This is a genomic window from Promicromonospora kroppenstedtii, from assembly GCF_044389675.1.
Taxonomy (GTDB): Bacteria; Actinomycetota; Actinomycetes; order Actinomycetales; family Cellulomonadaceae; genus Promicromonospora; species Promicromonospora kroppenstedtii.
Genome location: NZ_JBIRYI010000007.1, coordinates 251,091 through 263,522, shown reverse-complemented (window position 1 = coordinate 263,522; position 12,432 = coordinate 251,091). Strand labels below are relative to the sequence as shown.

12 protein-coding genes and 1 tRNA gene are annotated in these 12,432 nt (G+C 71.0%); 8 read left to right on the top strand and 5 right to left on the bottom strand.

Annotation, left to right across the window (positions count from 1 at the left end):
- Nucleotides 1–74 precede the first annotated feature (74 nt).
- Nucleotides 75–1,229, bottom strand: coding sequence for a xylose isomerase (gene xylA, locus ACH47X_RS13480; RefSeq protein WP_397405026.1), 1,155 nt, complete (start codon nt 1,227–1,229; stop codon nt 75–77).
- A 90-nt stretch (nt 1,230–1,319) separates the two neighbouring features.
- Between xylA and ACH47X_RS13475 the strand changes: the two genes are divergently transcribed.
- A complete protein-coding gene (locus ACH47X_RS13475) occupies nt 1,320–2,540 on the top strand; it encodes an ROK family transcriptional regulator (RefSeq protein ID WP_397405024.1) in 1,221 nt (406 codons plus the stop codon).
- Nucleotides 2,541–2,579: 39 nt separating this feature from the next.
- On the opposite strand, the gene ACH47X_RS13470 is transcribed toward ACH47X_RS13475, so the two are convergent.
- The gene (locus ACH47X_RS13470) at nt 2,580–3,347 is read right to left on the bottom strand and encodes a GntR family transcriptional regulator (protein ID WP_397405022.1); all 768 of its coding nucleotides are present in this window, start codon (nt 3,345–3,347) and stop codon (nt 2,580–2,582) included.
- A 237-nt stretch (nt 3,348–3,584) separates the two neighbouring features.
- Between ACH47X_RS13470 and ACH47X_RS13465 the strand changes: the two genes are divergently transcribed.
- The 4 genes from ACH47X_RS13465 to ehuA are packed head-to-tail and all read left to right on the top strand — an operon-like array spanning nt 3,585 to nt 6,666.
- The gene (locus ACH47X_RS13465) at nt 3,585–4,514 is read left to right on the top strand and encodes a transporter substrate-binding domain-containing protein (protein ID WP_397405020.1); all 930 of its coding nucleotides are present in this window, start codon (nt 3,585–3,587) and stop codon (nt 4,512–4,514) included.
- Nucleotides 4,515–4,521: 7 nt separating this feature from the next.
- Entirely contained in the window at nt 4,522–5,256 is a 735-nt protein-coding gene (ehuC, locus tag ACH47X_RS13460) for an ectoine/hydroxyectoine ABC transporter permease subunit EhuC (RefSeq protein ID WP_036964409.1), read from the top strand.
- Entirely contained in the window at nt 5,253–5,894 is a 642-nt protein-coding gene (gene ehuD / locus ACH47X_RS13455) for an ectoine/hydroxyectoine ABC transporter permease subunit EhuD (RefSeq protein ID WP_142040322.1), read from the top strand. Before ehuC ends, ehuD begins: the two co-directional genes overlap by 4 nt.
- Nucleotides 5,887–6,666, top strand: coding sequence for an ectoine/hydroxyectoine ABC transporter ATP-binding protein EhuA (gene ehuA / locus ACH47X_RS13450; RefSeq protein WP_051433018.1), 780 nt, complete (start codon nt 5,887–5,889; stop codon nt 6,664–6,666). The genes ehuD and ehuA overlap by 8 nt, the downstream gene beginning before the upstream one ends.
- 66 nt (nt 6,667–6,732) lie before the next feature.
- On the opposite strand, the gene ACH47X_RS13445 is transcribed toward ehuA, so the two are convergent.
- Nucleotides 6,733–7,494, bottom strand: coding sequence for an SDR family oxidoreductase (locus tag ACH47X_RS13445; protein WP_397405016.1), 762 nt, complete (start codon nt 7,492–7,494; stop codon nt 6,733–6,735).
- Between the two features lie 90 nt (nt 7,495–7,584).
- Nucleotides 7,585–8,034, bottom strand: coding sequence for a MarR family winged helix-turn-helix transcriptional regulator (locus ACH47X_RS13440; RefSeq protein ID WP_397405014.1), 450 nt, complete (start codon nt 8,032–8,034; stop codon nt 7,585–7,587).
- A gap of 158 nt (nt 8,035–8,192) precedes the next feature.
- Here ACH47X_RS13440 and ACH47X_RS13435 point away from each other — a divergent pair, with 158 nt between their 5' ends.
- Nucleotides 8,193–9,041, top strand: coding sequence for an aldo/keto reductase (locus tag ACH47X_RS13435; RefSeq protein WP_397405012.1), 849 nt, complete (start codon nt 8,193–8,195; stop codon nt 9,039–9,041).
- A gap of 60 nt (nt 9,042–9,101) precedes the next feature.
- Nucleotides 9,102–10,349: an MFS transporter gene (locus ACH47X_RS13430; protein ID WP_397405010.1), complete on the top strand. Its 1,248-nt coding sequence runs from the start codon at nt 9,102–9,104 to the stop codon at nt 10,347–10,349.
- Between the two features lies 1 nt (nt 10,350).
- Here the strand turns inward: ACH47X_RS13430 and ACH47X_RS13425 are convergent.
- Nucleotides 10,351–10,423 (bottom strand) — tRNA-Arg (locus ACH47X_RS13425).
- 239 nt (nt 10,424–10,662) lie between these two features.
- Here ACH47X_RS13425 and ACH47X_RS13420 point away from each other — a divergent pair.
- Entirely contained in the window at nt 10,663–12,432 is a 1,770-nt protein-coding gene (locus ACH47X_RS13420) for an ABC transporter substrate-binding protein (protein ID WP_397405008.1), read from the top strand.

Sequence of the window (12,432 nt, the reverse complement as noted above, 5' to 3'; positions counted from 1 at the left end):
CAACCGTTGAGTGCTGGCTATTCGTTGAATTTCCCGCGGCGGGGCAACAAATAGCCAGCACTCAACAGAGGGGGTCAGCCGATCAGGTGGTTCAGCGCCAGCTGGTGCAGGCGGACCAGGCCGTAGTCCTTCTCGGCGAGGGCGTCGACGTCGGGGTCGGCCTCGGCGAGGAAGGAGTCGAACGACTCGCCCTCGGCGAGCGTCGACTGGCCCAGCTCGAAGATCCCGGCCTGCTCGAACGCTGCCTGGACCTCGGGGTCCTCGCGGTACTGCTTCGCCTTGGCGGCGAGCAGGTCGTACGTCTTCATGTTGGCGGCGGCCGACTCCCACACGCCGTCGAGGTACTCGGTGCGCGAGGGCTTGTAGTCGAAGTGGCGCGGGCCCTCGTAGCGGGGGCCGCCGTTCGGGAAGCCGTTCTCCAGCAGGTCGACCGTGAAGAAGGCGGACAGCAGGTCGCCGTGGCCGAACACGAGGTCCTGGTCGTACTTGGGGCCGTGCTGACCGTTCAGGTCGATGTGGAACAGCTTGCCGACGTGCAGCGCCAGGGCGATGCCGTGGGTGTAGTTCAGGCCGGCCATCTGCTCGTGGCCCACCTCGGGGTTGAGACCCACGATGTCGGCGTTGTCGAGCGAGTCGATCAGCGCGATGGCGTGCCCGATGGTCGGCAGGAAGATGTCGCCGCGGGGCTCGTTGGGCTTGGGCTCCAGGGCGATCTTCAGCCCGTAGCCCTTCTCCTTGATGTACGAGGCGACGGTGTCGATGCCCTCGGCGTACCGCGCGTGCGCTGCGTTGAGGTCCTTCGAGTTGTCGTACTCGGTGCCCTCACGGCCACCCCACATGACGAACGTGGACGCGCCCATGTCGGCGGCGAGGTCCACGTTGCGCAGCACCTTGCGCAGGCCGAAGCGGCGCACGTCGCGGTTGTTGGAGGTGAACGCGCCGTCCTTGAAGACGGGGTGCGTGAACGTGTTGGTGGTGACCATCTCGCAGACCAGACCGGTGTCGGCGGAGGCCTTCTTGACGGAGTCGATGTGCTTCTGGCGCTCGGCGTCGTCCGAACCGAAGGGGTAGACGTCGTTGTCGTGGAACGTGAAGCCCCAGGCGCCGAGGTCGGCGAGCTTCCGGACCGACTCGGCCGGGTCGAGCTCGGGGCGGGTCGCGGTGCCGAACGGGTCGGCGGCGGGCCAGCCGACGGTCCACAGGCCGAACGAGTACTTGATGTCGCTCACGGGGTCTCCTCGTCGAGGGCGGCCCCGGCATGCGGCGCCGCATTAGTTGTACGACTGAACTATTACCCGGCCCTCGGCTACAGTCAAGGCGTGACCACCGCCGGGACCGCCCACGACACCTCTACGCGGACGGGCCCCGCCGCGGCCCGCCAGCACTCCTTGCGCGAGCACAACCTGGAGCTCGTCGCCCGCGCGGTGTTCGAGGTGCCTGAACCACTGTCCCGCGCGGGGGTGGCGGCCGCGACCGGTCTCGCCCGGGCCACGGTGTCCACGCTGGTGGACCAGCTCGTGGCCGCCCGGCTGGTGCGTGAGCTGCCCGCCGTGACCGGCGGCCGGGCCGGTCGTCCCGCCGTCCCGCTGGTCCCGGCGCCCCGGTCCCTGGTGGGCCTCGGCCTCGAGGTGAACGTGGACTACCTGGGCGCGCGTGTGCTCGATCTCACCGGCGACGTGGTGGCCGACCGCGTGGTCCCGGGCGCGTTCCACGACAGCGACCCCGCCGTGGTGCTCGGCCGCCTCGGCGAGCTCGCCCGCGAGGTCTGCGACGGCGTGGCCGGTTCGGGCATGACGGTCGCGGGCGCGCGGCTCGCCCTGCCCGGCCTGGTCGACCCGCGCACCGGCCTGCTGGAGGTGGCGCCCAACCTGGGCTGGTCCTCCCTCGAGCCGGTCGGCCTGCTGGGCCTCGGGGAGCTGCCCGTCCGTATCGCCAACGAGGCCAAGCTCGCGGCCCTCGCGGAGCTCGCCGGCGGGTCCGAGGTCGCCGCACCCGACTCGTTCGTGTTCGTCTCCGGCGACGTCGGCATCGGCGCGGCCATCGTCGTCGACCGCGCGCTCTTCCTGGGGGAGCGGGGCTGGAATGGCGAGATCGGGCACGTCGTCGTCGACCCCGCCGGGCCGCGCTGCTCGTGCGGCGCCTTCGGCTGCCTGGAGCAGTACGCGGGCAAGGCGGCCATCATGCGCGCGGCGGGGCTGCCGCCCGACGCCCCCCTCACCACGCTCGTCGAACGCCTCGCCGACGGCGGCACGGGTGTGCCGGACCGCGGCGTCCTGCCCGCCGGCCGGGCCCTGGGCTCGGCGCTCGCCGACTTCGTGAACCTGCTCGACGTCTCGACGATCGTGCTCGGCGGCGCCTACACCGACCTGCTGCCGTGGCTCCGCGCCGACATCGAGGCCGTGCTTGCCGACCGCGTGCTCGCGGCCCCGTTCGTGGACCTGCAGGTCAGGGCCGCGCAGGCCGGGCCGCAGGCGGCGCTGACGGGCGGCGCCCGCGAGGTGCTGCAGGCCGTGCTCGCGGACCCGGCGGCCTGGGTCTAGCCGGTCGTCCGGGGAGCCGGGTCCCGACGGGCTCGACCCCTACGGCTCGTCCGGCGCGTCGATCGGGCCGAGCGTTATCGCGGGCGCGTCCGCCGGCTCCTCGAGTGTCTCCACGGGTTCGTCCTCGCGGCCGAGCAACCGCGCGACGGCGCCGTCGAGCATCTCGGTGATGGTCCGGACGAGGCCCTCCTCGTCGCGGGCCTCGAGCCGCTCGACGATCGCGGCGTGCGCGTCGGCGGTGTCCTTGCGCACGACGTACTCGTCGCTCACGGAGAAGGTGGCCATCCGCACCTCGACGATGAGCGTGGTCATCCAGCGGGTGAGCCAGGGGTTGCCGGTCGCCGCGACGAGCGCCCAGTGCAGGTTCAGGTCGGCTCCGCCGACCCGGCGCGCGTCACCCGTGCGGTTCGCGTCGACGAGGTCGTCGTACGCCCGGCGCACGCTTGCCAGCGCGGCGTCGTCCCCGGAGCGGACGAGCAGGCGGGCCGCGGTGATCTCCACGGACTTGCGCGCCTCGTAGAGCGCCGGGAGCCGCTCGCGCGAGATCGTCGCCACGCGCATGCCGCGCCCCGGCGTCGCCACCAGGAGCCCCTCCTGGACCAGGCGCTGGGCGGCCTCCCGCAGCGGGCCGCGGCTCACGCCGAGCTGCGTCGCCACCTCCACCTCGCGGATCGGCGAGCCGACGGCGAGCACGCCCGCGTACACCGCGTTGCGCAGCTCGGTCTGGATCAGGTCGACGGTCGAGGGGCGCGTCACGCGCGAGAAGGACGGCGCAGTCGCCAGGGTGGCCCGTGGCGGGTGGTACATCGGTGCTCCTTCCGTGAGCGCAACGTCGATGACGACATCATCCCCGGTGCGCAGGCTTCTGTGCGGCCACGGCGGTGTCCGGGGCGGCTCCGGCCGGGTGAACTTGCAGATTGTAGACAATCATAATGTCGAACGCTAGATTGTCTGAACGTCGCCATCCCGCTACGGTGGCGTGTCGTCCGTGAACTCCAGCCCACCCAGGCTTTGCCAAATCCGCCGGGTGGCGTGAAGGGAACCATGTCTAGATCAAGCGTCCGCCCGCTCCGCCGAGCCGCCGTTGCCACAGGGTCAGTACTCACCCTGGTCGCGCTGGCCGCGTGCACGTCGACAGCACCGGAGGATGCCGGTGGTGCTCTGCAGCAGCTCCAGGACGACGGCGCCATCACCGTCGCGTTCAACGGCGAGGAGCCCTACTCCTACGAGGACGGCGGCGAGCTCACCGGAGCCACCATCAAGCTGAACGAGGCGATCTTCTCCGAGCTCGGCATCGACACCGTCGAGGGCGTGCAGACGGAGTGGAACTCGCTCATCCCCGGCCTGACCGCCGGCCGCTACGACGCCGTGAGCGCCGGGATGTCGATCCTCCCCGAGCGTTGCTCCGAGGCGATCTTCTCCGAGCCCGAGATCATGTACACGACCGCGTTCCTGACGCCGACGGGCAACCCGGACGACCTGACGGACATGCAGTCCGCCAAGGACGCCGGTGTGAAGCTCGCCGTGCTCAGCGGCGCCATCGAGGAGGGCTACACCGAGTCCCTCGGGATCGAGACCGTCAAGGTCGGCTCCCCGCAGGACGCGCTGGACGCCGTCACCTCGGGCCGGGCCGACGCGTCGGCACTGACCGCCATCTCGCTCAACGCGCTGGTGGCGCGTTCGGACGCCGACGTCGAGGTCACCGACTCCTTCGTGGCCGTGATCGACGGCGTGCCGCAGATCGGCGCCGGCGCCACGGTCTTCCCGAAGGGTGAGGAGGAGCTTCGCGACGCGTACAACGAGAAGCTCGCCGAGATCGTGTCCGACGAGGACCGCTGGATGGAGATCGCAGGCCCGTTCGGCTTCACCGCCGCCGAGCGTCCCGTCGAGGGCCTGACCGCCGAGAAGCTCTGTGAGGGCGACCTGGAGTCGCTGGCCAAGGACCTGGCCCCGGAGCTCGGCCTCGACAGCTGACCCGCACGTGTCCGACAACGTGCAAAAGCTCGTCGATCTGCTGCCGCAGCTCGGCGAAGGAATTCTCGTCACTCTCCAGCTCACGATCGCCGGTGCGGTACTCGCGCTGATCATCGCGTTCATCCTGGGCCTGGGCTCCCGAGCCCGGACCAGGTGGGCGCGGGTACCGTCCCGGGTGGTCGTGGAGTTCTTCCGCGGCACGTCGCTCGTGGTGCAGATCTTCTGGCTGTACTACGTGCTGCCGCTGCCGCCGTTCTACGTCGAGCTCGACCCGCTGGCCTGCGGCATCATCGCGCTCGGGCTCAACTACGGCGCCTATGCCGCCGAGGTGGTGCGCGGTTCGATCAACTCCGTGCCCACCGGGCAGTGGGAGGCGGCCACGGCGCTCGACCTGGGTGGTGTGCACCGCCTGCGCCGCGTGATCCTGCCGCAGGCCTGGCCGCTGATGATGCCCATGTTCACGAACCTGCTGATCCAGCTCGTCAAGGGCTCTGCCCTGGCGGCCTACATCACGCTGCACGACATCAACTTCTTCATCGGGGAGCTGCGCAAGGGCACGACCGACACGGTGTTCGCCTACACGGTCGGCCTGCTGCTCTACTTCGTGTTCGCCTACGCGCTCACCCTGCTGATGAACGCGCTCGAGGCGCGGGCCAAGCACAAGGTCGGCCAGGGGCCGTCACTGCGCGAGGTCCTGCGCCTGACCCCCGCCAGGACCGCCGGGACGGAGGTGCGCTCATGAACGACTTCTGGAGCTGGGACCACGCCGCCGCGGTGTTCCCCGACCTGATCAAGGGGCTGGGCATCACGGTCCTGGCGACCGTGGTGGGCATGATCATCGCCGCGGTCCTCGGGCTCGTCGTCGCCATCGTGCGGCGGTCCCGCGTGCGGGCCGTCACCATGCCGGTCGGCTTCCTGGTCGAGTTCATCCGGTCCACGCCGCTGCTGGTGCAGCTCGTGTTCGCGAACCTGATGTTCACGCAGTTCCCGTCGCTCGCCGTCGGCTGCGTGGTGCTCGGCATCCATTACGCGACGTACATGTCCGAGGTCTACCGGGCCGGCATCGACGCGGTGCCGGGCGGGCAGTGGGAGGCCGCCGTGGCGCTCGACCTGCCGCGGAGCCGGACCTGGCGCGCGGTGATCCTGCCGCAGGCGATCCGGAACACGCTGCCCGGTCTCGGGAACTATGCGATCTCGATGTTCAAGGAGACGCCGTTCCTGGCCTTCATCTACGTGGTCGAGATGTATGCCGCCGCGCAGGCGTACGGCGGTGCGAACTTCCGCTACATCGAGGCGATCACCCTCGCCGGCCTGCTCTTCCTCCTGGTGAGCTACCCGACCTCGCTGCTCGTCCGCCGAATGGAGAACCGCCTTGCCTGACAACGACACCACCCCTGCCATCGAGTTCCAGGGCGTCGGCAAGCGCTTCGGCGACAACGTCGTGCTCGACGGCCTGAACTTCACGGTCGCCAAGGGGGACCGCGTCACGCTGATCGGGCCGTCCGGCTCCGGCAAGACGACCATCCTCCGCCTGCTCATGACGCTCGAGGAGGCGAACGACGGCCTGATCCTCGTGGACGGGCAGCCCTACACGCACGAGATCCGGGGCGGCAAGCGCGTCGCGATCTCGGAGAAGCGGCGCAGCCTCGTGCGGCGTCGTGTCGGGATGGTGTTCCAGCAGTTCAACCTGTTCCCGAACATGTCGGTGCTGGAGAACATCATCGAGGCCCCGATCCACGTGCTCGGGATCCCCAAGGCGCAGGCGGTCGCCCGGGCCGAGGACCTGCTGGAGAAGGTGGGCCTGGCCGACAAGCGCGACGCCCGCTGCACCCAGCTGTCCGGCGGGCAGCAGCAGCGCGTCGCCATCGCGCGGGCGCTGGCCATGGAGCCGGAGATCCTGCTCCTGGACGAGGTGACCTCCGCGCTCGACCCCGAGCTGGTGGCCGACGTGCTCGGCGTGCTCCGCAACATCGCCGAGACCACCGACATCACCATGCTGATCGTCACGCACGAGATGCAGTTCGCCCGGGAGGTCTCCAACCGGGTGCTGATGTTCGACGGCGGCAAGATCATCGAGGAGGCGCACCCGGAGGCGATCTTCACGTCGCCGGAGCACGAGCGGACCCAGGAGTTCCTCCGCGCGGTCCTCTGACCGGCCCCGACCCCGGGCGCGCCCGTCCTTCTCGGACGGGCGCGCCGTGGCGTGCGGGCGGTCGGGTCACCAGGGGAGCGGGCCGGCCCGGTCGACGAACGTCCCGCTCGGGCCGTCCGGTCCCAGCAGGGCCATGCGTGCCACGACCGGTGCCGCCTCCTCGGGCGACGTCGGTGCCGCAGCCCGGTTGTCCGGACCGCCCAGGTCGGTCTGGACCCAGCCCGGGCAGACCGAGTTCACGAGGATCGGCGTGTCCGCGAGCGACTTGGACAGGGCCACGGTCAGCGCGTTGAGCGCGGCCTTCGAGCCCTGGTAGGCGGGCAGGACCAGGCCGAAGTACGGCGACTCCGGGTCGAGCTGCTCGGCCAGCGAGCCCATGGCGGTCGAGACGTTCACGATGCGGCCGGCCGGCGACCGGCGCAGCAGGGGCAGCATCGCCTGGGTCACCGCCGCCACCCCGAACAGGTTGGTCTCGAACGTCGAGCGGAAAGCGGCCAGGTCCAGCGGGCGCTCCAGGTCAGGTGTGGTGGCCTCCGGCAGGATGCCCGCATTGTTGACCAGGATGTCCAGGCGGCCGTGCTCGCGCTCGATGTGTGCGGCGGCGACCGCCACCTGGGCGTGGTCGGTCACGTCGAGCGTCACCGGCCGCGCGGCGAGCCCCGCCTCGCGCAGGGCCGTCGCCGCGTCCGCCGCCCGGGCGCTGTCACGCCCACCCACCAGCACGGTGGCGCCGGCCTCTGCCAGCTGTCGGGCCACGGCGAGGCCGAGTCCTCTGTTCGCTCCGGTGACCAGGGCGATCGGGGCGTTGTCGTCGTACGTGTTCGTCATGGCTCCAGCCTTGTCGGCTGGACTCCGTGATGCTGGCGGGATCCCGCCGTCGCACTCGGCGTGTGGGCGTGCTCGACCGAGCTGGCCGGCTCAGACCGCCGCGCCCACACCGCCCAGCGTGCCCACGAGCGAGGCCAGCTCCGGCACCTGCTCCGCCTCCTGCAGTGCCTCGTGCAGCGCGCGGTCGTGCGTGGGGCGCGCTGCGCGCAGCAGCTTCTCCCCGGCCGCGGTGAGCTCGGTGTAGATGCCACGGCGGTCGTCCTGGCACAGCACGCGCGTGAGCAGCGCGCGGTCCTCCAGCCGGTTGACCAGGCGCGTCGTGGCGCTCGGCGAGAGTGCGGTCGCGCGGCCGAGCTGCTGCATGCGCATGTGCCAGCCGTCCTGCCGGGACAGCGCGTCCAGCACCGTGTACTCCACGACGGACAGGCCGTGCTCGGCCTGCAGCGCGCGCTCGAGCGCGGTGTCGATCATGCCGTGCAGCGCGGCGAGCGTTCGCCAGCCCTGGGCACGGATCTCGACGGCGTCGTCGGCGATTCCCATGGGCCCTCCTTCGCGGGCGTGATTCCGGTCTCCAACTATAGCGCTTGTGCAACTAGTGCGCGCGTGCAACTATCTAGGAAGCGCGTGCAACTAAACGCGTCCGCCTGGTGTCCGCGCACGCGCAGCAGGCACCGTTCGGAGAACAGCAAGGAGTCCTCATGTCTTCCCCCGTCCCGACCCCCGCCGTCGCCCTCCCCAACGCCGCCCGGCCGGGCGCGGCCATGCCGCAGATCGGGTTCGGCGTCTTCCAGGTGCCCGACGCCGAGACCACCCGCGCCGTCGGCCACGCGCTCGACGCGGGCTACCGGAGCATCGACACCGCCGCGATCTACGGCAACGAGGCGGGCGTGGGCCGCGCGCTGGCGGAGTCCGGCCTGGCGCGCGACGACCTGTTCGTCACCAGCAAGCTGTGGACCGACTCCATGGCACGCGACGCCGTGCGCCCGGCCCTCGAGCGCAGCCTGGAGCTGCTGGGCCTCGACGCCCTCGACCTGTACCTGATCCACTGGCCCGCACCGGGCCGTGGGCAGGCCGTCACCGCCTGGGAGGGGCTCATCGAGGCCCGCGAGGCCGGCCTGGTCCGGGAGATCGGCGTCTCGAACTTCCAGCCCGCCCACCTCGACGCGATCGTCGCCGCGACCGGCGTGCGCCCCGTCGTCAACCAGGTGGAGCTGCACCCCGCCCTGCAGCAGCGTGAGCTGCGCGCCCACCACGAGGGCCTGGGCATCGTCACCGAGGCGTGGAGCCCGCTCGCCCAGGGCGCGGTGCTCGACGAGCCGGCCGTGACCGGTGCCGCCCGGGCGCACGGCGTCTCCGCCGCGCAGGTGGTGCTGCGCTGGCACCTGCAGCACGGGAACGTCGTGATCCCCAAGTCGGTCACGCCCGCGCGCATCGCCTCGAACCTCGACGTGCTCGGGTTCGAGCTCACCACGCAGGAGGTCGCCGCGATCGACGCCCTCGACCGGGACGGCCGCACCGGCCCGCACCCGGACCGCTTCGACGGCTGACGAGCCCCGCCGGCACCGCCCAGAACACGAGCACCACCCAGCACCTCAAGGAGCACTGTCATGCCTGTCGCCCTGTGGGCCCTCGCCATCGGGGGCTTCGGGATCGGCCTCACCGAGTTCGTCATCATGGGCCTGCTGCCCGAGGTGGCCACGGACTTCGGCGTCACCGAGACCGTCGCCGGATACCTCATCTCCGGCTACGCACTGTCCGTCGCGGTCGGCGCGGTCGGTCTCACCGCCGCCCTGACCCGGGTGGACCGCAAGAAGGCCCTGCTCGGCCTGATGATCCTGTTCATCGCGGGCAACCTGGTGTCCGCCGTGGCGCCGACGTACGAGCTGATGATGCTCGGCCGGATCGTGGCGGCCCTGTGCCACGGCGCGTTCTTCGGCATCGGCGCGGTCGTCGCGGCCGACCTGGTCGCCCGCGACCGGCGCGCCGCCGCCATCTCGATCATGTTCGCGGGCCTGACCGTCGCCAACGTGCTGGGCGTGCCGTTCGGCACGCTGCTCGGCCAGGCGGCCGGCTGGCGCTCCACCTTCTGGGCCATCACCGGCATCGGCGTGCTCGCCTTCGTCGGCATCGCCCTGCTGGTCCCGGCCCGGGTGGGCGTGCCCGACGACGTCGCGGGGCCGAGCGGGCAGGCCGGTCCGGGCCTGCGCGGCGAGCTCGCGGCGTTCCGCGCACCGCAGGTCTGGCTGTCCATCGCCGTGACCGTGCTGGGCTACGGCGGCATGTTCGGCGCCTTCACCTACATCGCGTTCACGCTCACCGAGGTCAGCGGGTTCGCGAGCTCGACCGTGCCCTGGCTGCTGATCCTGTTCGGGGCGGGCCTGTTCGTGGGCAACCTGGTGGGCGGCAAGGCCGCGGACAAGAACCTCGGCGCCACCCTGCTGACGCTGCTGGTGCTGCTCACCGTGGTCCTGGCGGTCTTCGCGCTGACCGCGACCAGCCAGGTCGCGACGATGATCAGCCTGGTGCTGATGGGCGCGGTCGGCTTCGCGACCGTGCCGGGCCTGCAGATGCGGGTCATGCGGCACGCGTCGGCGGCGCCCACGCTCGCCTCCGGCGCGAACATCGCGGCGTTCAACATCGGCAACGCGTTCGGTGCCTGGGTGGGCGGGCTGACGCTCGCAGCCGGTCTCGGGTACACGTCGCCGCTGTGGGCCGGCGCCCTCGTGACCCTGGCCGGGCTCGTCGTCATGGTGGTGGCCGCGCTCGTGCGGGGCGGGGAGCGGGCCGAGGCGCGCACCGCCCGCCGGGAGCCCGAGCGTCCGGCGGTGCCCGCCGGACAGCTCGTCGACCGGTAGGTGCGCCTGGGCAGACTCGAACTGCCGACACCCGCTTTAGGAGAGCGGTGCTCTATCCACTGAGCTACAGGCGCCCGCGCCTCTCCCGGAGGGAGAACCGCGCGCGGCCGCCGGGCTGGGCCCGGCCGGCGCACACAGCCTAACGTCCGCCCGGCCCGGCGCGCTAAGCGCCCGGGTCGGGCGTAGGTGTCAATTGCGCAACATAGGTGACAAACCTTGACCAATCCCTCGCCGAGGCACAACGATGCTCACCAACCCGGCGCGACGAGGCGCCTGGTCCGCACGACGGCCGTGCGGGCGGAGAGGATCGACGATGTTCCTTCGACAGACCAGGTCCCGGGGCGTGCTCGTCCTGGCGGCGGCCTCGGTGGCCGGCGTGCTGCTCGCCGGTTGTTCCGGCGGCGGTGGGAGCGCACCCACGACGTCCAACCCCTACGCCTCGGCGGAGGGCATGGACTCGGCCAACGAGCTCGTGGCCGAGTACCCGCGCGAGGAGACGCTCTTCACGAGCGGCACCCAGTGGGGCCCGCCCACGTCGTGGAACCCGATCCCCAGCTCGGGGCACGCCACGGGCGCGCGCGGCCTGGTCTACGAGCCGCTGTTCCAGTTCGACCCCATCACCCTCGAGCTGACGCCCTGGCTCGCCGAGGGCGGCGAGTGGACCGACGACAAGACCTACGAGCTCACCCTCCGCGAGGGCCTGACCTGGCAGGACGGCGAGTCGCTCGACGCCGACGACGTCGTCTTCACGACCGAGCTCGGCAAGGTCGACGCCGTGCCGTACAGCAACCTGTGGACCTGGCTCGACAAGGTCGAGGCGACCGACGCGACGACCGTCGAGTTCTCTTTCTCCGACCCCCGCTACCAGGAGTGGGACAACTGGCTCTACAGCACGATGGTCGTGCCGGAGCACATCATGGGTGACTGGTCGGACGAGGAGCTCCTGTCCAACCCGAACGAGGACCCGATCGGTTCCGGTGCCTTCAAGTTCTCCGCCGTCGGCCAGGACCGCATGGTCTGGGAGCGCAACGACGACTGGTGGGCGCGCGCCGAGCTCGGCTACGAGATGCCGATGAAGTACATCGTCGACGTCGTGAACACCTCCAACGAGGTGGCGCTCGGCATGATGCTGTCCGGCGGCCTCGACCTGAGCAACAACTTCCTGCCCGGCGTCAACCAGCTCGCCGACTCCGGCCAGGTGAGCACGTACTACGACGGCGCGCCGTACATGCTGGCGGCGGCGTCGGCGAACCTGATCCCGAACCAGACACGCCCCCCGATGGACGACGTCGACTTCCGGCAGGCGCTCGCGCGGTCCATCGACGTCGACAAGATCGTGACGAACGCGTACGGCGGCCTCGTGGCCAAGGCGCACCCGTCGGGTCTGGTCCCGGCGTTCGAGGAGTACTACGACGAGGACGTCGTGGCCGAGCACGGCTTCACGTTCGACGCCGAGGAGGCCAGGTCGATCCTGGCCGACGCGGGCTACGAGGACACCGACGGCGACGGGTTCGTCGAGTCGCCCGACGGCGAGGCGATCGACCTGAAGCTGATCGTCCCCGCGGGCTGGACCGACTGGATGGAGGCCGCCCGCGTCATCGCCGAGGACGCCTCCGCCGTCGGCATCAAGGTCACCGCCGACTTCCCCGACGCCGGCGCCGTCGACGACGCCCGGGCCACCGGCGACTTCGACCTGGTGATCAACGGCAACGCGGGCGTGAGCAACACGCCGTGGACCTACTACAACTACGCGTTCTACCAGCCGATCCAGGAGCAGATGCTGGCGGGCAACTTCGGCCGGTACGAGGACGAGGAGGCCTGGAAGCTGGTCGAGGACCTGTCGCGCACCGAGAGCGGTACCCCGGAGTTCTCCGAGACCCTGTCGAAGGTACAGGAGAAGTTCATGACCGACCTGCCGGCGATCCCGCTCTGGTACAACGGCGCGTGGGCCCAGTACAACGAGTCGCAGTGGACCAACTGGCCCAAGGAGGGCCGCGAGGACGCGTACTTCCCGGTGATGTGGAACGGGTACGTGCAGATGGGCGGCATCAACACGCTGCTCGCCCTCGAGCCGGCCTCCTGA

Excerpts from the sequence above, each read along its gene's own strand:
- ACH47X_RS13470 (WP_397405022.1), bottom strand. The coding sequence starts at position 3,347 with ATGTACCACCCGCCACGGGCCACCCTGGCGACTGCGCCGTCCTTCTCG.
- ehuD (WP_142040322.1), top strand. The coding sequence starts at position 5,253 with ATGAACGACTTCTGGAGCTGGGACCACGCCGCCGCGGTGTTCCCCGAC.
- ACH47X_RS13465 (WP_397405020.1), top strand. The coding sequence starts at position 3,585 with ATGTCTAGATCAAGCGTCCGCCCGCTCCGCCGAGCCGCCGTTGCCACA.
- ACH47X_RS13430 (WP_397405010.1), top strand. The coding sequence starts at position 9,102 with ATGCCTGTCGCCCTGTGGGCCCTCGCCATCGGGGGCTTCGGGATCGGC.
- ACH47X_RS13445 (WP_397405016.1), bottom strand. The coding sequence starts at position 7,494 with ATGACGAACACGTACGACGACAACGCCCCGATCGCCCTGGTCACCGGA.
- ACH47X_RS13435 (WP_397405012.1), top strand. The coding sequence starts at position 8,193 with ATGTCTTCCCCCGTCCCGACCCCCGCCGTCGCCCTCCCCAACGCCGCC.
- ACH47X_RS13440 (WP_397405014.1), bottom strand. The coding sequence starts at position 8,034 with ATGGGAATCGCCGACGACGCCGTCGAGATCCGTGCCCAGGGCTGGCGA.
- ACH47X_RS13420 (WP_397405008.1), top strand. The coding sequence starts at position 10,663 with ATGTTCCTTCGACAGACCAGGTCCCGGGGCGTGCTCGTCCTGGCGGCG.